This is a genomic window from Luteitalea sp. (genome assembly GCA_009377605.1).
Classification (GTDB): Bacteria; Acidobacteriota; Vicinamibacteria; order Vicinamibacterales; family Vicinamibacteraceae; genus WHTT01.
The window spans coordinates 1-21,360 of record WHTT01000037.1; the positions used below are offsets into that span (position 1 = coordinate 1).

18 protein-coding genes and 2 pseudogenes are annotated in these 21,360 nt (G+C 65.7%); 14 read left to right on the forward strand and 6 right to left on the reverse strand.

The window, feature by feature from the left end; translation table 11 throughout:
• A pseudogene (locus GEV06_13940) lies at positions 1–102 on the forward strand (RNA polymerase sigma factor).
• 301 nt (positions 103–403) lie between these two features.
• On the opposite strand, the gene GEV06_13945 reads toward GEV06_13940, so the two are convergent.
• A complete protein-coding gene (locus GEV06_13945) occupies positions 404–2,323 on the reverse strand; it encodes a DUF885 family protein (protein ID MPZ18997.1) in 1,920 nt (639 codons plus the stop codon).
• Between the two features lie 254 nt (positions 2,324–2,577).
• A complete protein-coding gene (locus tag GEV06_13950) occupies positions 2,578–3,138 on the reverse strand; it encodes a hypothetical protein (GenBank protein MPZ18998.1) in 561 nt (186 codons plus the stop codon).
• A 277-nt stretch (positions 3,139–3,415) separates the two neighbouring features.
• Here GEV06_13950 and GEV06_13955 point away from each other — a divergent pair, with 277 nt between their 5' ends.
• From GEV06_13955 to GEV06_13970, 4 genes are read left to right on the forward strand one after another with little or no spacing between them, the layout of a single operon-like run.
• Positions 3,416–4,300 carry an FtsX-like permease family protein gene (locus GEV06_13955; GenBank protein MPZ18999.1) on the forward strand — a complete coding sequence of 295 codons (885 nt, stop codon included), beginning with the start codon at positions 3,416–3,418 and terminating at the stop codon, positions 4,298–4,300.
• Complete coding sequence (locus GEV06_13960; protein MPZ19000.1) at positions 4,297–5,502, forward strand: FtsX-like permease family protein; 1,206 nt, start codon at positions 4,297–4,299, stop codon at positions 5,500–5,502. The genes GEV06_13955 and GEV06_13960 overlap by 4 nt, the downstream gene beginning before the upstream one ends.
• Before the next feature lie 44 nt (positions 5,503–5,546).
• A complete protein-coding gene (locus GEV06_13965) occupies positions 5,547–6,173 on the forward strand; it encodes an ATP-binding cassette domain-containing protein (GenBank protein MPZ19001.1) in 627 nt (208 codons plus the stop codon).
• A gap of 20 nt (positions 6,174–6,193) precedes the next feature.
• The gene (locus GEV06_13970) at positions 6,194–7,633 is read left to right on the forward strand and encodes a hypothetical protein (protein MPZ19002.1); all 1,440 of its coding nucleotides are present in this window, start codon (positions 6,194–6,196) and stop codon (positions 7,631–7,633) included.
• 106 nt (positions 7,634–7,739) lie between these two features.
• Here GEV06_13970 and GEV06_13975 read toward each other — a convergent pair whose 3' ends face one another.
• The gene (locus GEV06_13975) at positions 7,740–8,672 is read right to left on the reverse strand and encodes a TIGR01777 family protein (GenBank protein MPZ19003.1); all 933 of its coding nucleotides are present in this window, start codon (positions 8,670–8,672) and stop codon (positions 7,740–7,742) included.
• Positions 8,673–8,814: 142 nt separating this feature from the next.
• Between GEV06_13975 and GEV06_13980 the strand changes: the two genes are divergently transcribed.
• The 7 genes from GEV06_13980 (at position 8,815) to GEV06_14010 (ending at position 16,454) form a co-directional block, all read left to right on the forward strand.
• A complete protein-coding gene (locus tag GEV06_13980; GenBank protein ID MPZ19004.1) occupies positions 8,815–9,468 on the forward strand; it encodes a TetR family transcriptional regulator in 654 nt (217 codons plus the stop codon).
• On the forward strand, positions 9,465–10,532 hold the full coding sequence (locus tag GEV06_13985; protein MPZ19005.1) for an HlyD family efflux transporter periplasmic adaptor subunit: 1,068 nt from the start codon (positions 9,465–9,467) through the stop codon (positions 10,530–10,532). Before GEV06_13980 ends, GEV06_13985 begins: the two co-directional genes overlap by 4 nt.
• Positions 10,533–10,540: 8 nt before the next feature.
• Positions 10,541–11,470 carry an ATP-binding cassette domain-containing protein gene (locus tag GEV06_13990; GenBank protein ID MPZ19006.1) on the forward strand — a complete coding sequence of 310 codons (930 nt, stop codon included), beginning with the start codon at positions 10,541–10,543 and terminating at the stop codon, positions 11,468–11,470.
• Positions 11,471–11,490: 20 nt separating this feature from the next.
• A complete protein-coding gene (locus GEV06_13995) occupies positions 11,491–13,041 on the forward strand; it encodes a hypothetical protein (protein MPZ19007.1) in 1,551 nt (516 codons plus the stop codon).
• Between the two features lie 71 nt (positions 13,042–13,112).
• Complete coding sequence (locus GEV06_14000; GenBank protein MPZ19008.1) at positions 13,113–14,114, forward strand: ATP-binding cassette domain-containing protein; 1,002 nt, start codon at positions 13,113–13,115, stop codon at positions 14,112–14,114.
• Between the two features lie 78 nt (positions 14,115–14,192).
• The gene (locus GEV06_14005) at positions 14,193–15,326 is read left to right on the forward strand and encodes an ABC transporter permease subunit (protein MPZ19009.1); all 1,134 of its coding nucleotides are present in this window, start codon (positions 14,193–14,195) and stop codon (positions 15,324–15,326) included.
• Positions 15,327–15,335: 9 nt separating this feature from the next.
• Positions 15,336–16,454, forward strand: coding sequence for an ABC transporter permease subunit (locus tag GEV06_14010; GenBank protein MPZ19010.1), 1,119 nt, complete (start codon positions 15,336–15,338; stop codon positions 16,452–16,454).
• 6 nt (positions 16,455–16,460) lie between these two features.
• On the opposite strand, the gene GEV06_14015 is transcribed toward GEV06_14010, so the two are convergent.
• Positions 16,461–17,849 carry a PQQ-dependent sugar dehydrogenase gene (locus tag GEV06_14015; protein ID MPZ19011.1) on the reverse strand — a complete coding sequence of 463 codons (1,389 nt, stop codon included), beginning with the start codon at positions 17,847–17,849 and terminating at the stop codon, positions 16,461–16,463.
• A gap of 76 nt (positions 17,850–17,925) precedes the next feature.
• Here GEV06_14015 and GEV06_14020 point away from each other — a divergent pair.
• Positions 17,926–18,237: pseudogene (locus GEV06_14020) on the forward strand (hypothetical protein).
• A gap of 24 nt (positions 18,238–18,261) precedes the next feature.
• Positions 18,262–18,624, forward strand: coding sequence for a hypothetical protein (locus GEV06_14025; GenBank protein MPZ19012.1), 363 nt, complete (start codon positions 18,262–18,264; stop codon positions 18,622–18,624).
• A 173-nt stretch (positions 18,625–18,797) separates the two neighbouring features.
• Here the strand turns inward: GEV06_14025 and GEV06_14030 are convergent, their stop codons facing one another.
• Together GEV06_14030 and GEV06_14035 are read right to left on the reverse strand one after the other, a co-directional pair.
• Positions 18,798–20,108, reverse strand: coding sequence for an MFS transporter (locus GEV06_14030; GenBank protein MPZ19013.1), 1,311 nt, complete (start codon positions 20,106–20,108; stop codon positions 18,798–18,800).
• Positions 20,109–20,207: 99 nt separating this feature from the next.
• On the reverse strand, positions 20,208–21,359 hold the full coding sequence (locus GEV06_14035) for an AAA family ATPase (GenBank protein ID MPZ19014.1): 1,152 nt from the start codon (positions 21,357–21,359) through the stop codon (positions 20,208–20,210).
• Position 21,360 lies beyond the last annotated feature (1 nt).

Below are 21,360 nucleotides of genomic sequence, written 5' to 3' on the forward strand. Positions count from 1 at the left end.
CGGGCCTATCGTCAGCTCAGCCGGTTCGAATCACGAGCCAGCTTTGCCACCTGGATCCACCGAATCGCCGTGAACTGCGCGATCGACTTGTTGCGGTCGCGCGGCGGCCATCACGAGGCGGTCTACGACGATGAGCTGCCGCGCATCTGTGTGCAGCAGGAGCTCGCCGACGGCGCGCTCGTCGAGATCCCGATACCGGAGCTCGACATGCCACGGCCGACGCGGATGCTCTTCTGCGACCAACGCTACTTGTCGGATGCCGCACGAGCCTTCATCGAGATCGTCAAGCGCTTCAGTTGGAGCGTCACACCCCAGCCGCGGCGGGCGAGGGCGAAGATCGCGCTTCATCCAAGCGTCGAATCGCGAGTCTAACCACGACGCACACGGAAGCCTCCGTAGCTCGCTACTGCGCGGCTGCCGGATCCCCCGCGAACCGCCACTGCGTCTCGTAGTCGCGCGTCAGGCGCTGGCCGGTCACGCGCGCGCGAACCATCTCCACCGGCATCCGCCCTCCCTGGAGCACGGCGTCGTGCAGCTCTCGTGCTGTCATACGACCCGACTCGACCAGCTCTTCGTGCAGCGCTCTGAACTGGAGCCCGCCGATGAGATACGCGAGCTGATAAAGGGGAGCAGCGCCTGCCGAGCGGCGGACTTCCGCCTCCGCGTTGGCTCGCTCGTGGCCGACGCGTTCGACCAGGAAGTCCACGGCTTCCTGTGGCGACCACTTTCCGAGCTGGAAGTTCAGCGAGAAGATGATGCGCGCCGCCCGATGCAAGCGCCAGAAGAGCATCCCGATCTTGTCCTCCGGCCCTCTGGGAAAGCCCTCCTCATCCCACAACAAGAGCTCCCAATAAAGCGCCCAACCCTCTCCCCAGAACGGCGTTCGGCCGAGACTGCCGCGATGCGGGTTGAACCGGCCCGACATGAAGCCTTGCAGATGATGGCCCGGAATCAGCTCGTGCTGCACCGTGGGAAAGTTGAAATGAGGCGTGTTTCCTCGCATGCTCATGAGCTTGTCCTGGTGGGTCATCTCGTTGGTCGGATACGAAACGCGCGTCACCTCTCCGCCCGTGAAGAAGGGGTTCTGGAGCTGCCGCTCGGGGGTCTGCATGGCCAGCCGCCACACCTCCTTCGCGAGCGGTGCGATTGTGACGGCGTCCATCTGCTCGATGAACTCCTCCGAGTAATTGGCGATGTCGAATATCACCCAGGGTTTCTCACCAGGCGGCGGCGCAAGATTCTTGACGTGCTCGAGTGCCGCCTTCCAATCGTCACCGAATCCCATTTCCTTCGACACGATTCGGAACTGCGTCTCGGTCCATTCGAACTCGCGCTCGCCAATGGCGAGAAGCTCCTCGGCGCTGTACGGAATCATCTCGACTCCGAGGTCTGCCTGGAGGCCGTCGGTCATCACCGGGTCCCCAATGATTGGCGCGCGCTCCCCGGGACGGATGCCTACCAGGTGCCGGCGAATCGCTTCGGTGTACCCGACGAGCGCTTTGTCCAGACGCTCATAGGGCTTCCCAGCCCACCAGGTGAAGAGCGGGTCGTACCCACTATAGAAGCTGTTCCAGTCCTCCAGCACCTCGCGGAGGTGCCCGACGTAGACGGCCGCCCGGTTCGCCGACGTTGGCGTGACGGCTGGTCGTGAGACCACGCCTCGAGACTTGCTCGCCTCTTCTCCCAGCGCCTCGGTGAGGCGAGTCACCTCGGTGGCGACCTCGTCGAGCATGGTTGCCGTCGCGCGCGCATCCGCACGCTTCCGGTCGTGTCGCGCTTCCTGGAGGCCGCGCAGCCGATCCGCAAAGGGAAGGAGGCTCGCCATCTCCTTCCACTGTCTTTCCTCCAGGCCGAGCGTCTCGAGCTCGTACGTCAGTCGATCTCTGAGGAGGATGTAGTCGATCTGCCCCTCGTGGTTCAGGCCGTCGAAGTCCAGCTCCTGGAGGCGGCGCTGCCAGTCTCGATAGAAGCGACCGAACCGCTCGCGGCGAACAGGTGAGTACTGCACTTCGTACCGCCGCCCAATCGCAGCGCGATCCTCGACATACCGGTTCACCACGCCGCGCAGGTCACTCTCGTCGCGGGCAAACGCGACCAGAGACGACAGCACTGGTGGGTCCTCTTCCCAGCCGGCGCCCGCTGCCGGCCGTGCATCCTGCCCGAGCACAACAGCCGGCAGCACGAATGTCACGAGAGCAGCGGCAAGATGCGGCATCATGAGGAGCGGACGGCGGCAATGACCCACGGAAGACCTCCAGAGGAAAATCAACGGGACGAGTGACCTGCGAACGAGCCTCTCACCATACGAACGCCTGGCCTCCATCGTCAAATCGATTCCGTTAATTGGGGTATCAGGTCACACGGCGAATGAAAGGCTCTTGCCGTCCAATTTAGCCGAAGTCGACCGTCAGCGTGGCAAGATTGGTGGAAGGAGATCGCTTGCGGATCTACTGCGACAGGTGGGGATCGCGTCGGCTTCTCTTGTCGCTTTCGTCTTGGCCCCGACCCCGGATTGCTGAATCCCGAATCCTAAATCAGCTAGCATCGTCTCGGTCCCCGCGGGGGACAGCCCTTCCTTCAAAGGAGCGAGCTGTCCCCCCTTCGTCCCCCCATCCATCCATTTATCGACGAGAAGTGCGGACGCAGGGGCAGCGCGTGCCACCCACGTTGAATCTCCAAGGATGCCGATGGCTGCCGCACCGTGCCGCGTCCCACGTGAACGAGGGCGATCGCGACTTGCTCGACGGCTTCGTGCCCGTCGAGGAGCACGAGAGACCGACGCGCGTCGCGCGCGAGAGGATGGCTCGAGCGTTGAGGATGATTCAGCAGGGCCGCAGCACCCCAGCGGTTGAAGCTTGGTGCGCCACGATTTGTAAGGAAGGCTTGATTGCTGGCGAGGACCACGTCGTTGTGGCCTCGCGCGAGGAGGACGCTGCACTGCGACGCACGATACGGACCGTGCGCCGCGACAGGTGTGACCTGCGGCGCGGCAGCGGTTCGAAGAAATGCAATCGCTGTGTTACCCGTCTTCACCGAGGCTTCGACGAGTGTATTGGTGATCGCCATCGGCAGTCCCATCTGATAGCAAGGCAGTTGCCAACCGACCGCGACGGGGGGCTGGCGGCTGCTGGCCGTCACGAATCTCCCGTAATCACGGCCCTGTTCGAGCACCCGCACGTGCACAACGGCGCCTCAGAGCACGACTCGTTCAGCGCTGAAGGACTGCAGCTCTGTGGGACCAGGTGACAGGAGCGACAAATAGGTAGGAAACAGGAATGTAGCGGCAGGTCCGAGGTTCAAGGCTTCGCGGGTGGTTCGTGCCTGTCGCCTGTTGCCGCGCCCTTGCCTCGGGCCGCGAGCTCCACCCTCGAACCTTGAACCTCGAGCCCCAAACCTCGTTGTTATACTGGCCCCAATGTTCCCCTCCCGCGTGCTCCGCCTCGGCGCCGCTTGGGCGGTAAGCGCCGCGGCGGTCGTTGGGCTCATTGCAGCAGCGGAACGGACGAATGACTCGTCGGACGAGCTGCCGACGGTGCTGCTCTCGCGCCAGCTCCTCGAGTCCGAGACACTACGGGTCGGGGATGAAGTTCAGCTTTCCGCGGATCCTTCTGGAAGAGCAGCGCAGTCGTTCCGCATTGCCGGCGTCTACGAGCCGATGCCGGACCCGATGCGCCTCACGTCGCAGCGATTGGAGGCGCGATTACATCTGCCGGATCTGCTGGCGCTGACGTCGGGCCCTGACGATCCATCCGCGGCAGAGTCAGTAACCGCCATCAACGTCTCACTGAGAGATCCCTCCGACGCCGACGCGTTTGCACGTGATCTGTCGGCGAAGGTCCCAGGTCTCCTCGTGCGGCCAATCGCCGGCAGGAGTGACCGCGCGGCGCCTTTCCTGGTGCTCGAGCGCTTCCACCTGGCTATCGCCGTCGTGACGATGATCGGTAGCGCGATCTTCCTGCTCGCGCTGATGGTGATGCTCGCCGAGGAGCGTCGCGAGACGTTCGGCATCTTGCGACTCATCGGCATCTCGACGCGGCGCGTGCTGTTGCAGGTGATGGCCGAAGGGCTGCTGATTGCGGTCGTGGGCGCCATGGCCGGTCTGGCGTTCGCCTGGGCCACCGAGGGACTCTTCAATCGTTTCTTTCAGGCGTGGTACGACACCTCGCTGGTCTTCCTCCGCGTGACGCCGGCGGTGGCTGGGCGCGCCGTGCTCCTTGCGGTCCCGCTCGGCGTGCTGGCGAGCCTTGCCGCGTCCTGGACGCTGCTCCGGCGCAATCTCATCACGTTGGTTCGCCGATGAGATCGCTTGCCTTCGCCTGGCGGAGTCTCGTCCGCCAACCCGCTCGAACGGCGCTCGGCATCGTCGGCATTGCAGCCGTGGGCGCGTTGCTGTTCGACATGCTGTTGCTTTCGCGCGGCCTCGTCATCTCCTTCGGCGATCTCCTGGATCGCTCTGGCTTCGATATCCGCGTGATGGCCGCCGACACCATGCCGCTCGCTGGTCCGCGGCTCGACGGCGCCGGCGCTCTATCAGACGCCATTGGTGCGCTATCCGAGGTCGAAGTCGCCGTGCCCATTCGGGTCGGCTCTGCGGAGACGACCAGATCTGCAAGGGCGCACGAAACCTTCACATTCGTCGGAGCGGGCGTTGCTCAGCGACGTCCATGGACGATCGCGACGGGAGCGGATCTCCGCGTGACATCAGCGCAACGAGAGCCGCAGCTGTTGGTCAACCGTAATCTCGCGCGCCTCCTGCATCTTTCTCCAGGCGCTTCGTTGATCCTTCGCGGCTCGTGCGGCCAGGAGGCGTCGGCTGCTCCTCCCGTGCGGTTCCGCGTGGCTGGCATTGCCGAGTTCCCATTCGACACTGCCGAGCAAGCGACCGCGGCCACCACACTGGCTGGGTATGCGCGGGTCTGCGGGGACCAGGCGAGCGACACGGCTGATCTCCTACTCGTCGCGTCACATCGCCGGAGCGGTCCTGATGCTGCGGTGACGGCGATCCGGCATCTTCGGCCGGGCCTGCACGTCTTCACGAACGAAGAGCTCGTGGATCGCTTCGAGAGGACCGACTTCTCCTACTTCCGGCAGCTTTCGGTGGTGTTGGCGTCGGTCACGCTCTTCTTTGGCGCCCTGCTCATTGCGGTGTTGCTCACCGTATCGGTCAACCAACGCCTTGGACAGATTGCGGCGCTTCGGGCAGTCGGCTTCTCGCGGCGGCGTGTCGTGGCCGACGTGCTCTGGGAGTCGGCCCTGCTCGTCTGTGCGGGCGGCTTGCTGGCGCTGCCGCTCGGCCTCGCCCTGTCGATTTGGCTGGATGGCATCCTGCGCGCGATGCCTGGCATTCCGGCCGAGGTCAGCTTCTTCGTGTTTGAGAGACGGGCGCTCGTCCTGCACGCTGCCTTGCTCACCTTCACGGCTTTCGGTGCGGCGGCATACCCGATGTGGCTGGTGGCCCGCCTACCGATTGCCGCGACACTACGTGACGAGGTCGTCTCGTGAGTCGTTTCGTTGTCGAGGCACGAAGAGTGTCGAAGGTGTTCTCGATGTCCGCCGGTCCGGTGACAGCGCTTGCCGACGTGGCGCTCGGGATCAACGAAGGCGAGTACGTCGCCATCGTCGGGCCGTCTGGCTGTGGCAAGTCGACGCTCTTGCACCTGCTGGGCTGCGTCGATACTCCGACGAGCGGCGAGGTCCTCTTCGAGGGCCGAGAGGTCGGCGCGCTCTCGGACTTGGAGCGAAGCCGTATTCGGTTGCAGCGTCTCGGGTTCGTTTTCCAGCGGTTCTTTCTGCTGCTGATGCTGACGGCGTGGGAGAACGTCGAGCTGCCGCAAGCAGAAGCGGGTGCATCGAAGGCCGCCCGGCGTCGCCGTACCGCCGAGCTGCTCGACTACGTCGGTCTTACACACCGCGCGGGCCATCGGCCGTCTCAGCTCTCGGGTGGCGAGATGCAGCGCGTCGCGATTGCCAGAGCGCTCGCGAATCAGCCGCGTCTCCTGCTGGCCGACGAGCCCACAGGGGAGCTCGATCAGGCAACCGGCGAGCAGATTGTCGCCCTGCTCGACCGCGTCAACGCCGACGGCACCGCGGTCGTGGTCGTGACGCACGATCCCGCAGTCGCCGCGCGGGCCAGCCGAGTGCTAAGAATGCGCGACGGCCACCTGATCCCTTGATCCTGGAAAGCGCAACCAAGATGGCCTGGACCCTAGCGCTTCGCTCGCTTCTCGCACATCCGGTTCGCAGCGCCGTGCTCGCCGGTGGGTTCGGTCTCGGCGTGTCCGTGATGGCGACCTTGCTCGGCATCGGCTCTGTCATTCTCGAGCAGGCACGGGCGCCGGCGCTCGTTGGCGGCGGCGATGTCGTCATCGCCGGCTCGTCTGGTCGTGTGTCGAGCGCGAGGTTCATTCTCTCGAGCGCCCTCGAGACGCCGCCGCTCGCCGGACGGGCGGTCGTAGCGGCGCCGATGGCTCGCGAGACCCTCTACCTCGTTCGCGGCGACCGCCGCGTGGCCATTCGCGGGCGAGGCGGTGTGCCCAGCCTCGAGCGAGCACTGGACGATCCGGAGACGAGCCCTGTTCGGGCCTGGGTCGATACGCCGGAAGATGCGCGGTGGGCGCGGCCCGATCCCGACGACGTGTTGCGTGCGATGGATCGCTTTCATCCCATACCTGATGTCCCGGCACGCGCCGCGTCGTGGGCCGAGTGGCTCTATTTCAACGGTCACACCGAAGGCGCGCGCTTCTACCTCACGTTTCTCGTCGGTCCGCGAGCGGACGATGGCCGCCGGATCGCCGCCGTGCGGTTTCAGCTCCAGCAGGGCAGTCGCGTCGCAAACTACTCGGCATCGCAGGAGGTCGACGAGGCCGGGCTGCTCGCCTCGGCACCGGAGCTCGCGATTGCGGGGAACAACGTACGTCTCCAGGGCAGCCGGTACATTGTCACCATCGATCTTCCTCGCGAAGCCGCAGGTGGAGGCCCCACCTCTAGGCCGGGTGGCCGGGGAGCTACCGCCTCTCCGCGCCTAACCGGTCGCATCGTCATCAGCGCGACACCTGGTCGATCCCTGCCGCCGATCTCGGTTCGCGGCGCCGGCGGCTGGGTCTCTGGCTATACCGTGCCTGTCATGAGCGGCACTTTGGATGGTGAGCTGCAAGTTGGCGGCGACCGGATAGCGCTCTCGCGTGGACGCGGCTACCACGATCACAACTGGGGGTTCTGGGAGGGCGTCTCCTGGCGATGGGGTCAGGTGCAGAGCGGCGAGCTGTCTCTCGTCTACGGTCGGATCATCCCGCCGCCAGACGCCGCAGACGCCGATCGCGCGCCCGGCTTTCTCGCCGTCATTGGTCCGAATGGACCGATCGCGTCGACGACGCACGTCACAATCGATGAGATCAATCACCGGGCTGCAAGGGAGCCCGAACGCATCCTCGTTCGCGGCCGCGGCCCATCGCTCGACCTCACGCTCGATCTGGAGGTCGAGGAGGCGGTCATCACGCCGATGCGCGAAGGTTTCTTCGGCGCCGGCTTGGACTTCCTCCAGCTCCGCGCACAGTACCGCGTCACCGGCCGCGTCGACGACAGGACCATCTCGTTCGCTGCACCCGGTTCAGCCGAAACCTTCCGGGGCAGATAGGGTCTCGCTCCACCTACGTCTGGCGTCTCCTCAGCGCCTGCCAGGTCGCCGGTATTCTGCGTAGCAAAATAACGACATGCTGGCACCCGACTCCTCAGCATGACGGTTACTCGCGTTCGAGACACGCGCGGAGCGCGGCGGCTACGTCCGTGTAACGAAAGTCGAATCCCAGCTCGAGGGCGCGCTGCGGGACGGCACGTTGGCTCACCAGGAGCATCGCGTCAGCCATCTCTCCAAGAGCGAGCCGAAGAGCAAAGGCGGGCGCGGGGAGAACGGCAGGCCGGCCGAGCGCCCGGCCAAGCGCGTGCGCAAACGCGCGGTTCGCCACCGGCTCCGGGGCGGCGAGATTGAAGGGCCCGTCGTGGCGATTGACGAGAATCCAGACGACGAGCCGCACCCAATCGTCGAGGTGAATCCACGGGAAGTACTGAGTGCCTCGGCCCATCGGGCCGCCCACGCCAAGACGAAACGGCGTCAGCATCGCCTTCAGCGCACCGCCCCGACGGTCGAGCACAGGGGCGGTCCGGAGCAATGCCACCGCCGTCCGATCGCTGGCCATCCGCACCGCTTCGCCCTCCCACGCCTCCGCCAACCGAGCGACGAAATCATTCCCGAGTGCTGAGGCCTCGGTAAGCAGCTCGTCACCACGATCGCCGTAGTACCCCACACCGGACGCGCTCACAACGAGGGCCGGCGGCCGCGCGGCGGCGCGGACGACCGTGCCAAGCGAACGAACAGGCTGGATGCGGCTGTCCCAGAGCAGCGCCTTCCGCGCCGGTGACCATCGTCGTCCCGCCATCGATCCCCCGGTGAGGTTGACGAGCGCGTCGAGACCATCCAGACGCGCGGCCCAGTCAGCGGCCCGATCGTCTGGATTCCACTGGACGTAGCGGATCCTGCGGAGCGCTCCCGGCATGCTGCGAGCGGCCCTCTCCGGAGACCGCCTCGTCAGCAGCACCAGCTCGTGTCCGTCGGCTTCGAGCGCGCCCGCAAGCGCACTCCCCAGAAACCCTGTTCCCCCAGCAATTGCGATGTGCACGAAGGCCATTGAAACACGTTTGGAGGAGGCGAATGGTGAAAAAGGAACCGCCACGGTTGGTGAGCAGTAAGAGCGATTAGTGGCGAAGGCGCGGTCTTGACAGCAACGGCCCGCTCATATTAACTAACTAGTTGGTCAATAGATGGCTCGTCGACACAGCGATTCACGTGCTCGGATCCTGAAAGCCGCTACCGCGGAGTTCGCCGCGCTCGGCTACGACGCCACCCGCGTCGACCGCATCGCCCGCCGCGCCCGGCTCAACAAGGCCATGGTCTACTACCACTTCGGCAGCAAGCTCGGCCTGTACCGCGCGATCCTGCTCGATATGCTCGGCGCCGTCAGCGCCAGACTCGACGAGCTCGTGACCGAACCGCTCCCTCCCGTCGCCAAGATCCGTCGCGTCGTCGAGATCTACGTCGAGGCGGCGACCGAGCGACCGCACATTCCTCCCATGGTGCTCCGTGAAGCTGCCAACAGAGGGCGGCAGTTCGACCGGGAGACCGTACAGGCCATCGCACGGCTGTGGCGGGCGCTGGGCGCCCTCATCGATCAGGGCGTACGCGCTGGCGCGTTTGCGCCCATCAAGCCGCTGGTCGCGCATTTGATGATTGTCGGCCCGATGATGCTCTTCCTGGCCGTCGAGCCGGGCCGGTCGCAGCTCCTCGAGAAAGCCAAGCCGCCCATCAGCGCACCCACGCGCGACGAGCTGATCGGGCATCTGCAAAATAGCGTGCTTGCCATGCTGGAGGCTGCGCCGACCAGGAGCGCACGCAGGCGAGGGAGAGACGCAACATGAGACACAGTGGCCTTTGCCGGGGGGGCCTTTGCCGGGGGGGCTTTTGCCGGGGAGGCCTTTACTGGCCGATTGGCATGGTCGCGCTGCTCGCGCTGGCTGGTTGCGGCAACGGTGAGTCGGCGGACGCCGTGGAAGCCGCTGGGCAAGCCGAGGCGACCGAGGTGCGCGTCGCACCGGAGGTCGGCGGCCGTCTGATATCGCTGGAGGTGGATGAGGGAAGCCGCGTCGAGAAGGGCGACCTGCTCGGAACGCTGGATACACGTGACACAGAGCTGGCGCAGGCACGGGCACGCGCCGACCGTGAGGCTGCGGCTGCGGCACTGGCGCTCTTGCGAGCTGGCGCGAGACCGGAGGAGATCCGTGAGGCAGAGGCGCAGGTGGCTGCCGCCGAGGCCCAGGTTCAGGCGGCCCGCGCCGAGCTCAACTCCGCACAGCAGGACCTCGAGCGCTTCGAGCGCCTGTTGGAAGCGCGAGCCGGTTCGCGCAAACAGCGTGATGATGCGGCGACGCGCGTGGAGGTGGGGCAGGAGAACGTCAAGCATGCGGGGGAGCAGGCACGATCCGCGCGAGAGACGCTGGCGCGTATACGCTCCGGCGCCCGTCGCGAAGAGCTCGCGCAGGCGCGGGCTCGCGTAGCAGCGATGGACGCACAGATCGCGACGCTCGAGAAGCAGCTCGGCGACGCGCGGGTCGTCGCGCCGGCAGCCGGCATCGTGACCGACAAGCTGATCGAGGAGGGAGAGATGGTCGCGCCGCGCGTGCCCATCCTCGTCATCACAGATCTCGACCGCGCCTGGGCGAACCTGTACGTGCCGGAGCCGTCCGTGCCACGCTTGCGCATCGGTCAATCTGTCACCGTGCGCACCGATGCCGGTGGTCGTGGGGTCGAAGGCCGCCTCACCTACATCTCACCCAACGCGGAGTTCACGCCGCGCAACGTCCAGACGGCGGAAGAGCGCTCGAAGCAGGTCTATCGCATCAAGGTCACCGTGGACAATCGCGAGGGCGTGCTCAAGGCAGGCATGCCGGTGCAGGCCACGCTCGCGCTCGCCCCAGTGCAGTGAGAGCTACCATGAACCCGCCAAGCGAGGCCGTCATCGTCCTCGAGGGAGTAACCAAGCGCTACGGCGCCGTCACCGCGCTCGAGGACGTCACGCTGAGCGTGGCGCCTGGAGAGATGTTCGGCCTCATCGGTCCCGACGGCGCCGGCAAGACGACGACCATTCGCCTCGTCGGCGGCCTGATTCCGCCGACGGCCGGCTCCGTGCGGGTGCTCGATCACGACCCGGTCGCGGACCATCGCGCGGTCGTGACCGACATCGGGTATCTCTCTCAGCGGTTCTCGCTCTACGGCGATCTCAGCATCGACGAGAACATCGCGTTCTTCGCCGAGATCCATGGCGTCATCAACTACCGCGCGCAGCGGGACCGCTTGCTCGATCTGACGCAGCTCCGGCCGTTTCGAGACCGCCTCGCCGATCGCCTCTCTGGCGGCATGAAGCAGAAGCTGGCGCTTGCCTGCACGCTCATTCACGAGCCGCGGTTACTGCTCCTGGACGAGCCGACGACCGGCGTCGATCCGGTGTCGAGGCGGGAGTTCTGGAAGCTGCTGTCGGAGTTCCTGGCGCAGGGCATGACGATCGTCATGGCGACGCCGTATCTGGACGAGGCGGAGAGGTGTCGTCGCGTGGCCCTGCTGCACAACGGACACCTGCTCGCGGTCGACGACCCGTCACGACTGCGTGCGGCGTTCCCCGGTCGCATCCTCCAAGTGATTGCGTCGCCTCATCGTGAAGCCGCGCGGCTGCTCGCCACACTCTTCCCGCCCAACGACGTCCAGAGCTTTGGCGAGCGCAGCCACGTGCACCTGGGTGGCGAGGATGCGGAGCAGGCGCAGAAGCGTATCGAGCACGCGTTTGCTGAGGGTGGTCTGGAGCTGAGGAGCGCGCGCCTCGCAACGCCATCGCTCGAAGACGTCTTCATCGAGCGACTGATCTCATAGGACCAGCCAAGGGGCTCGGCATGTTGATATCTCTGCGACTTACGTGGATGCACGGGGGGCCGGCGCCCCTTGGCTGGTCTGACGGTGCTTGTTTTGGCGCGCTCCGCGCGCCGGACCGCTATGCGGTCGCACGACGAGAACGAAATTCATGTCACGGGCCGCATTGCGGTCCAAACGGAGGGGCGGACGTGACCGTATGCTGGCTACCGACGACACGGATCATGATCGCTGGCGCGCTGGCGGCCATCACCATGACCGGCACCCCGGGGCTTCGGGCACAGGAGGCGCCACAGCAAGGGGCCCAGCAAGGAGCCCAGACAGGAGCACTGCGGCTTACGCTCGGCGACGCCGTGCAGCGGGCGTTCGAGCACAGCCACAGGCTGCGCGAGCTCGACGCCAGGCGCGCGCAGGCGGATGCCAACATCGGTGTCGCGCGTGCGGCCGATCTGCCGCAGGTCTCCGCCCAGGCGAGCTACACGCGAACCAATCACGTCGACGAGTTCGGTCTCCAAACGCCGGACGGCCTCTTCCGCATCGTCTATCCCGATATTCCAGACAACTACACCAGCCGTCTCGACGTCCAGTGGCCGTTGTTCGATGCAGGCCGCAGCCGTGCCACGCGGGAGTCGGCGAAAGCAGAGGCGCGTGCGGCCGGGCGAGACGAGGCCGACGGCCGCGCCGCGTTGCGCCTGGAGGTCGTGAGCGCCTACTGGGCGGTCGTGACCGGACGAGAGACCGTTGGCGTCCGCGAGCAGGGGCTCGAGCGGCTTGGCGCCCAGCTTCGCGACGTACAGGCGCAGCTCGATGCCGGCTTGGTTCCGCCGAGCGATGTCCTCAACGTCGAAGCCCAAGAATCGGCGCAGCGGGCGGAGCTCATCGACGCCGAGGCGCAGCGCGATATTGCAGAGTTGATGCTTCGCGAGCTGTTGGGACTCGCGCCCGGTTTGCCGATCGAGCTCGTAGAGTCACTGCAGGTGCCACCGGCGACGGAAGAGTCGCCGGCGGACCTCGCGAAGGACGCGGCAGCACGTCGCGCGGATCGGCAGGCGCTTGCGGAACGACTCGAGTCAACGCGTCGGCGCGTACAGGCCGCCGACGCTGGTGACCGTCCGTCGATGGCGCTCGCTGCCGGCGTCGACTATGCGCGACCGAATCCCCGCATCTTTCCGCGCAATGAAGACTGGAACGACTCGTGGGATGTCTCAGCGCGCGTGACGTGGCCGCTCTTCGATGGCGGCCGGGCTGATGCGGAGACGGCGGCAGCCCGTGCGGTGGTGGCGGCGGCGGAGGCGCGCCTGGCGGAGTACGATCGCCAGCTTCGGATCGGGATAGGACGTCGTCAGCTCCAGCTGCGGGCGGCGCGTGCATCTGTCCAGGCGGCCGAGGACGGCGTCAGGAGCGCCGCCGAGGCCCGGCGCGTGTTGAACGAGCGCTTTACTGCAGGCGTGGCCACGAGCACGGACTTGCTGGACGCACAGGTGGCGTTGCTCCAGGCCGAGCTGACACGGACGAGCGCGCTTGCCCACGCGCAGCTGGCGGCTGCCGCGCTGGATCGTGCAGTGGGAAGGTAACGACGGGGTGACGGGGTGACGGGGTGACGGGGTGACAGGGTGACAGGGTGACAGGGTGACGGGGTGACAAGGTGAATCGGGGTAGTTCGGACGTACGTAGCGCGGGGCCTTCAGGCCCCGCGAGCTCTGGCGACGTCGCGATCGACGTGCAGGAGCTGACGCGCAAGTTCGGCGACTTCACAGCCGTCGACCGGGTGACGTTCGACGTGCAGCGGGGCGAGATCTTCGGCCTGCTCGGTGCCAACGGTGCTGGGAAGTCCACGACGATCCGAATGCTGTGCGGTCTGTTGAAGCCGACCTCCGGGACCGCACACGTGGACGGCATCGACGTTGGCCGCGATCCAGAGGGCGTCAAGCATCGTCTGGGTTACATGTCGCAGAAGTTCTCGCTCTACGAGCAGCTCACCGTTGATCAGAACATCCGCTTCTACGCGGGGATTTACGGGCTCGAGGGAAACCACTACCGAGCACGACGGCAGTTCGTCCTCGAGATGGCGGGGCTCGAAGGACGTGAGCAGGCGCTCACGCTGTCGCTGCCGGTCGGCTGGCGCCAGCGTCTGGCGCTCGGCTGCGCCATCATGCACGAGCCGCCGGTGGTCTTCCTCGACGAGCCGACCGGCGGCGTCGATCCGCTCTCGCGGCGGCAGTTCTGGCGACTCATCGAGCAGATGGCCGACGGGGGCACCACGATTCTGGTGACCACCCACTACCTGGACGAGGCGGAGCATTGCCATCGGCTGGCGCTGATTCACGCCGGCCGCCTCGCGGCGTTCGGCACCACGACAGACTTCAAGCGCGTCTTCGAGGGACGGCCAATCGTCGAAGTCCAGACCGCGAACCCGGTGGACGTGATGACCATCCTCGACGCGCGGGCAGAGGTCGAGGCCACGAGCTTGTTCGGCACGGCCGTGCATGCGGTGCTGACCGATCCGGCATTGGGACCAGATACGGTGCGAGGGTGGCTTACGGCAGAGGGCGTGCCGATTGGCGACGTCACGTTCGTGGCGCCCTCGCTCGAGGACGTGTTCCTCGATCTGGTAGCCGAGCGGGAGGAACCAGGGGCGAAGCGCTAGCGGCCGCCTCGGCGAGGCGGCCCTACCATCATTCGGGCCCGGGGACCAAGGACCAAGGACCAAGGACCACAGGAAACCATGACGGCGATTCGGCACGTGCTCGCGGTGGCGCGGAAAGAGATGCGACAGGTGCGGCGAGATACGCGCACGATGGCGCTCGTGCTGGTGATGCCGATGTTCTTCCTGTGGCTGTTCGGCTACGCACTGAACTTCGACATCCGCGACGTGCCGCTCGCCGTGCAGGACCGTGACGGCTCACCCGAGAGCCGCACGTTGATCGAGGCATTCCTCGAATCTGGCTACTTCCGCCTGGTGGACACCAGCCACGACGAGGAGGCGATTCGGCAGCTCATCGACCGCGGGGACGCGCGAGCCGTGCTCGTTGTCCCGACCGACTTCTCTACCGATCTGCGCAATGGCCGTCACGTAACCATACAGGCCATCGTCAACGGCGACAATGCCAACACGGCCTCTACGGTCATCGGTTATATGAACGGCGTCGTGGGCAGCGTGTCTGAGCGCCTCGTGAGCGAACGGACCGGCGTGGCACCACGGCCGCTGCCGCTCGTGCTCGAGCCGCGGGTCTGGTTCAACCCGGAGCTCAAGAGCTCTTACTTTCTCGTGCTCGGCTTGATTGCCTACATCGCGACGCTCACGGCCGTCGTCTCGACCGCGCTCTCAGTGGTCCGCGAGAAGGAGCGTGGCACATTCGAGCAAGTGCGGATGGCGCCAATCGGCACGATGTCCTACATCATCGGCAAAGTGCTGCCGTACCTGGTGCTCTCGCTCGTCTCGGTGCTGGGCATCATTCTCGCGGGCATGTGGCTGTTCGGCCTGCCAATGCGCGGTTCGTGGCTCTTACTGCTCGGCGCCACGGCGCTGTTTCTCGTAGCTGCGCTCGCCATGGGGCTGTTGGCTTCGACACTGGCCGAGACCCAGCAGGCGGCGTTTCAGCTTGCCTCGCTGATGTCGGTGCTGCCAACGATGATTCTCTCGGGCTTCATGTTTCCCATTTCGAGCATGCCGCTCGCGATTCAGGCAGCCACCTACATCGTGCCGGCGCGTTACTACGTCGCGGCGCTACGGTCGGTCGTGCTCAAGGGCGCCGGTCCGAGCGTGATCTTGCTTGACCTGGTGTGCCTCGCGGCGTTCTCCGTGGTGGTGCTCACGCTGGCTGCGATGCGCCTGCGTCGTCAGTGGCACGGCATGTAGGATTCAACGATGCGACGAGTTCGATATCTCATGTGGAAAGAGGTGATCGAGCTGATGCGCGACGAGCGTACGCGCTCGCTCGTGTTCATCGCCCCAGTGCTGCAGCTCACCTTGCTGGGCTACGCTGCCACGACCGATGTCCACAACATCCCGCTTGCCATTGTCGATCAAGACCGGACGGCTGCGAGTCGCGAGCTGGTGCAGAGGTTCGACGGGTCGTCGTATTTCACGGTGAGGTATTGGCTGACGTCCACCGACCGAATGGACCCGTTGCTCGAGCGCGGGGATGCTTGGATTGCCATCACAATCCCGGCGAACTACGGCGCCGACATCGCGCGAGGGGCGCCGGTGACGGTGCAGGCGGTGGCCGACGGCTCGGACGCGAACTCGTCGACGCTGAGTCTTGGTTATGCCAGCTCGCTCGTAGCCGAGTACGCACAAGAGCTCGTGCGAAAAGGGACGGCCGGGGGGGCCCAATCGGCGGGGATCACACCAGAAATCCGCGTCTGGTTCAACCCTGAGCTCGAGAGCCGGCTGTTCTTCGTGCCGGGTGTGCTCGCGCTCGTGTTGCTCGTCATCACGACCACATTGTCCTCGATGGCGATCGTCCGCGAGAAGGAGCAGGGAACGCTCGAGCAGCTCAACGTGACGCCGCTCGCCCGCTGGGAGCTGATCGTCGGCAAGCTGATGCCGTATGCCGTGATTGGGTTCATCGATGTCTGCTTGGTGCTGGCAATTGCCGTGCTGTGGTTCCAAGTGCCACTACGCGGGAGCGTGACGCTGCTGTTCCTGCTGACAATGCTGTACGTGGTCAACACACTCGCAATCGGCCTCCTCGTGTCGACGCTTTCGAGCACGCAACAGCAGGCCATGATGACTGCGATGTTGTTCTTCCTGATGCCAATGGTATATCTGTCGGGCTTCGTCTTTCCGATCGAGAATATGCCAGTGGCGATTCAGCAAGTCACCTATGTCATCCCACTTCGCTACTACCTCGAAATCGTGCGAGGTATCTTCCTCAAAGGTGTCGGTCTCGATGTGCTCTGGCCGCAGGCGGTTGCGCTCACCGGGACCGGTGTGGGCCTGCTGACCCTGGCTGTGCTCCGCTCCTCGAAACGCAGCGGATAACCACGCTTACCGTGCTGGTACGACCCGCAGAATCCGATCATCGTCAGTGACGGGTGAGCCACGCCCGTCGCGATTGCTCGTGGCGATGTAGAGCGCCCCGTCCGGTCCCGTGACAACGTCGCGCAGCCGACCGAAGGCGCCCTCCATGAGGCGCTCGCTCAGTAAGACGCGGCGTGGGTTGGCGGGATCGAGACGCAATCGGTGCAGGTGCTGGCCGCGAAGCGTGGCGAAGAAGAAGTCGCCGCGAAAGGAGGGGAGCAGCGACGCCGTGTAGAACGACGCGCCAGACGGCGCTATCGAGGGCGTGTAAGCCTGAATCGGCGTTTCCATATCGGGCCGTTGCTCCGAGCCTTGAATGACCGGCCAACCGTAGTTTCGCCCCGCCTCGATGACGTTGACCTCGTCATTGCCGGTTGGTCCGTGCTCGGTAGCGAGAAGCACACCCGTCGGGTGCCAGTCGAGTCCCTGCGGATTGCGATGGCCCCAGGTGAAGACGAGCGTGGAGAACGGATTGTCGCGCGGCCGCGTGCCATCGTCGTTGAGCCGGAGGATCTTGCCGTTGCGCGATGCCAGGTCCTGGGCTCTCGATGGCTGCGCTCTGTCGCCCATCGTGAGATAGAGCTTGCCGTCCGGTCCGAAGCGTAGCCTACCGCCATTGTGGATATTGGCCGCGCCGATGCTGTCGAGGAGCACGGCGGCTTCGCCGAGCCGTCCACCGGCCTCGCGATAACGGACGAGTCGGTTCACCGTGGAGCCGTCCTCGCGCCGTGCCGTGTAGAGCAGATAAACGAAATGATTGTTCGCGAAATCCGGGTGGAGCGCCAGGCCCATCACGCCTCCTTCACCAATCGCTCCCACGTCCGGGACGACGAGCGCCGGCTCGGTGTCCAGGCGCCCGTCGGCGAGGATGCGCACACGGCCGGGGCGCTCGGTGAAGAAGAGGCGGCCGTCGGGCGCAAAGGCGAGGCTCCACGGCACCTCCAGGCCGCCCATGACGACCTCCGCTGCAAAGCGCGTCCCGTCGCCGGCGGTGAACGTCTGCGCCTCGCTCGGTGGCGGGCCACTATCACCATCGCAGCCGGTCGCCCCAACCAGGAGAGCCATGGTGACCGCCGCGTGTAGCACGCCGGGAAGCGCTTTGCCTTTTCTGAGTTCCGTTGCGATAATTCGAGCCATGTCGATGCACCAGATGAACACAATGATGGCGTGCTGCCAGCGGGCGCTCGTTGCGCTGGCGGTCGTTGCACCTGCGGTCGCGGCAGTCCTTGGCTCCAACGTTAGTGCGTCACGCCAGGCGGCGGCGCCAACCGAGCAAGGACAGGCCGCAACGGGTCCTCCCTCCATCCTAAAGGAGGCACAGGAGCTCCAGCGCGCCGGCAACGTGGAGGAAGCCATCAAGCTGTATGAGCAGGCCCTGAAGCAGGATCCGACGTCGCACGAAGCGCATCTTGGCCTGGGCACCGCGCTCGACATGAAGGGCGAATACACCACTGCGCGCCAGCATCTCCAGAAAGCGCTCACACAGGCGCCGGATGCGGATGCCAAGCGCAGCGCCAATGTCACGCTCGCCAACTCGTTCGCATTCGAGCGCAACGCCGCCGAGGCGGAGCCGTTCTATCGAGCCGTCTTCGACGCTGCCGTCGCAGAGCGCAACTTCATCCGGGCGGCCGGTGACGCGAATGCGCTGGCACGGCTCTATCTCGAGTCGGGCGACAGCGAGAACGCCGAGAAGTGGTATCGAACGGGCTACGAGACATCTCAGAAGGTAGAGTCGCCCGATCCGGACCAGCCGCCGGCGGTCTGGGAGATGCGCTGGAGCCACGCGCAGTCTCGCATTGCTGCGCGCCGCGGTGACCAGGCCGTCGCCGACGAGCAGGCCGCAGCCGTCAAGGCCGCGTTCGACAAGGACCCCGAGCTCGGCAACGGTGTCGAAGAGTACTACTATTTGACCGGATACAACGCCGTGCAGCTGAAGCAGTACGACAAGGCCATCGAACCGTTGTCGCAAGCCAATCAAGAGGATGTGTTCATCATGATGCTCCTCGGGCAGGCGTGCGAAGGTAAGGGAGACCAAGCGAAGGCCCGAGAGCACTACGAGCGCGTGCTGCAGATGGCGGGCCACAACCTGTCGGGCGCCCTGGCAATCAGCGTCGCCCGAGAAGGACTGTAAGCCAGCCTTCGCTCGCCTGTGGCGTGCTACGGCTAGGCAAGCCTGTTTCCTGATTCCTGTTTCCCATTCTGCTCGTCTGACGGCCCCCCTTCGGGGCGCCGTCAGGCTCCCTCATGGCGAGCCGCAGACGAGTCGAATGCCCTGAGCGAGCGAAGCGAGTCGAAGGGTGAATCCTACCGTTCGTCAGCCTCGCGTGCGACGCGCTGGCCCTCCCCGACGTCGACACGCCGGAGCACCAGGCCGCCGGCCAGGAAGAAGAGAATGACCGACAAGATGGCGTGGCGGCTGGACCCGGTGAGTGCGACCGCGATCGCGAACAGCAGAGGGCCGAAGATGCCGGCGAACTTCTCGAACACGGCGAAGAATCCGAAGAACTCGGACGATTTGTGCCGCGGCACCATCGTTGCGAACAGCGACCGGCTGAGCGCCTGGCTCCCGCCCTGCACCGTGCCGACGATGAGCGCGAGCGCGTAGAAGTGCGCGGCGGTCTGCACGAAGTAGCCGAGGATGCTGACGCCCGTGTAGACGACAAGCGAGCCGACAACGGCGCGCTTGGCGCCAATCCGGCCGGCAAGACGGCCGAAGAAGAACGAGCATGGCACGCCGACGAACTGCGAGAGCAGGAGCGCCCCGATCAGATGCTCACGCCCGATGCCGATCTCGGTACCGAAGATCGTGGCCATCCGGATGATTGTGTTGATGCCGTCGTTGTAGAGGAGGAAAGCGAGCAGCATCAGGAACGCCTGCCGATAGCGACGCAGATCGTGCAAGGTCTCGCGGAGGCGAGTGAGGCCCACGGCGACCGGATTCTGATCCGGGCGCTCGTCGGCTTCGAGCAGCCGCCGTGGCTCTGGGACTCGTCGGAAGAGCGGCAGCGAGAAGAGGAGCCACCAGATCGCCACACTGACGAACGAGAGCCGCACGGCGACATCCGCGTCGGGAAAGCCAAAGGCGTCCGGCATCAGAATCCACGCCAGATTGATCGCGAGCAGCAGGCCGCCGCCCAGGTAGCCAAGCGCGTAGCCGCTGGTCGAGACACGATCCACCTCGTCTCTGCTTGCAATGTGAGGCAGGAGCGAGTCGTAAAAGGCGAACGTGCCGTACGCGCCGATGTTTCCCAACATGAAGAGCGTCAGCGCGAGCAGCCAGTCGCCTCGGCCGATGAACCACATCGCCGCAGTGGCGAGCACCCCGAGCGTCTGAAAGGCAACCAGGAAGCGCTTCTTGGCGGCACTGTAGTCCGCAATTGCGCCAAGCACCGGCGCCATCACCGCAACGGCGGCAAGCGCGAGGGTGGTGGCAATGCCGAATCGGAACGTCGCTGTAGTGGCCGGCAGATCAGCAGCGGCAACCGTGCTGAAATAAATAGGAAAGATCGCCGCCACCACCGTCGTCATGAAGGCGGAGTTCGCCCAGTCGTAGAGCGCCCAGGCGCGGAGCTCTGGCCGATGCAGCGCAACACGCTCGAGGAATGAGGGGTTCATCGTTCGAAGTTGTGAGTCCTAGGTAGGGCCGCCTCGCCGAGGCGGCCGTGACGGCGCGGGAGGCTGACGCGCCCTACCTCAAAACTCAAGACTACTGTGTCAGTACGTCTTCCTTGCAACCCATTCCCGGAATAGCGAGTCCATGACGAGGTAGAGCCCGTTCGCCTCACGCATCACCAGGTCGAGGCGCTGCAAGGCGAGAAGCGCTGACTGAACCGAGGAAGCCCCGCCGAGCCGGTATCGCACGCGCACGTCTCCAGAGAGCAGCTCGCGACCTTGCTCGAAGACGACGGCGCGCAGGGCGGCGCGCTGGGCGAGCGTGAGCCGCTGCCACACGCCCTCGAAGAGCGTTGCCTGCTCCTCGAGCAGGCGTCGCAGCGTCCGATGCAGCGTGTCGACGTTCACCCCGCGCCAGCCAGCAACACGGGCATCATCCCAGAGCTCGTGGGCCAGCCGCTGAACGTCGTACGGCAGATTACCCGCAAGCTCCACGAGCGCCGCGCCGAGGCCCTTCTCGACGCGGAACCCCGAGCGCCGAAAGCGCGTCTCGACGAAGCTGGTGAAGACATCGCTGGGGATGCGATCGAGGCGCATCAGCGGTCCAGCCTTGTAGAACGGGCGCCGCGGGGTGACCATGTGCTCCATCAGCGTCGGCTCGGAGCCTGCGAACACGTAGCCGACGTTTCGCTGTTGCTGCACGGCCTCGCGAAGGGCGGCTTCAACGCCGCCGCCGTCGTATGCGGTGATCACCTGGAACTCGTCGAGCGCAATGGCCAGCCGTCGGCCGGTTGCTTCGGCAATGCGCCCGGGGAGACGGAATACCTCCTCGGCGAGCCGTGCTTCGTCGCGCGCATGCTTGACCGTCGGAAAGGCGACCGAGAGCTGTTGGCCGCCGCCGGCGCGCGGCTCGACGCGAACGTCTGCGCGAAAGGCGTCCAGCAGCCCAGCGAGCCAGGGCCGCGCCCGCTCCGCTCGGCGCTCGAGCGCGAGCAGGTGCCGGGCGTAGCCCTCGAGAAAGGCGACGTACGAGCTGTAGCTCGCCACCGACACTTCGATTGTCAGCACACGCTGGCGTGCGAGCGCCACGAGCGCCTGCCGGATGAGCGACGACTTGCCGTAGCGGCGCGGGGAAATCAGGAAGACCTTTTGGCTCGCCGCCAGGTCGTTCACGAGCCGCGCCAGCTCCACCTCACGGTCGATGAACGCCGACGGCGGCACCACCTCGCCGTACACGAATGGATTGCTCGCCATG

Bases quoted from the DNA above. Each gene is read 5' to 3' on its own strand.
- GEV06_14010 (MPZ19010.1), top strand. From the start codon at position 15,336: ATGCGACGAGTTCGATATCTCATGTGGAAAGAGGTGATCGAGCTGATG.
- GEV06_13990 (MPZ19006.1), top strand. From the start codon at position 10,541: ATGAACCCGCCAAGCGAGGCCGTCATCGTCCTCGAGGGAGTAACCAAG.
- GEV06_13995 (MPZ19007.1), top strand. From the start codon at position 11,491: ATGTTGATATCTCTGCGACTTACGTGGATGCACGGGGGGCCGGCGCCC.
- GEV06_13960 (MPZ19000.1), top strand. From the start codon at position 4,297: ATGAGATCGCTTGCCTTCGCCTGGCGGAGTCTCGTCCGCCAACCCGCT.
- GEV06_14005 (MPZ19009.1), top strand. From the start codon at position 14,193: ATGACGGCGATTCGGCACGTGCTCGCGGTGGCGCGGAAAGAGATGCGA.
- GEV06_14015 (MPZ19011.1), bottom strand. From the start codon at position 17,849: ATGGCTTCCTCCACGTTGCCGGCGCGCTGGAGCTCCTGTGCCTCCTTT.
- GEV06_13980 (MPZ19004.1), top strand. From the start codon at position 8,815: ATGGCTCGTCGACACAGCGATTCACGTGCTCGGATCCTGAAAGCCGCT.
- GEV06_13965 (MPZ19001.1), top strand. From the start codon at position 5,547: ATGTCCGCCGGTCCGGTGACAGCGCTTGCCGACGTGGCGCTCGGGATC.
- GEV06_14025 (MPZ19012.1), top strand. From the start codon at position 18,262: ATGCGCTGGAGCCACGCGCAGTCTCGCATTGCTGCGCGCCGCGGTGAC.
- GEV06_14035 (MPZ19014.1), bottom strand. From the start codon at position 21,359: ATGGCGAGCAATCCATTCGTGTACGGCGAGGTGGTGCCGCCGTCGGCG.
- GEV06_13945 (MPZ18997.1), bottom strand. From the start codon at position 2,323: ATGGAGGCCAGGCGTTCGTATGGTGAGAGGCTCGTTCGCAGGTCACTC.
- GEV06_13970 (MPZ19002.1), top strand. From the start codon at position 6,194: ATGGCCTGGACCCTAGCGCTTCGCTCGCTTCTCGCACATCCGGTTCGC.
- GEV06_13985 (MPZ19005.1), top strand. From the start codon at position 9,465: ATGAGACACAGTGGCCTTTGCCGGGGGGGCCTTTGCCGGGGGGGCTTT.
- GEV06_13955 (MPZ18999.1), top strand. From the start codon at position 3,416: ATGTTCCCCTCCCGCGTGCTCCGCCTCGGCGCCGCTTGGGCGGTAAGC.
- GEV06_14030 (MPZ19013.1), bottom strand. From the start codon at position 20,108: ATGAACCCCTCATTCCTCGAGCGTGTTGCGCTGCATCGGCCAGAGCTC.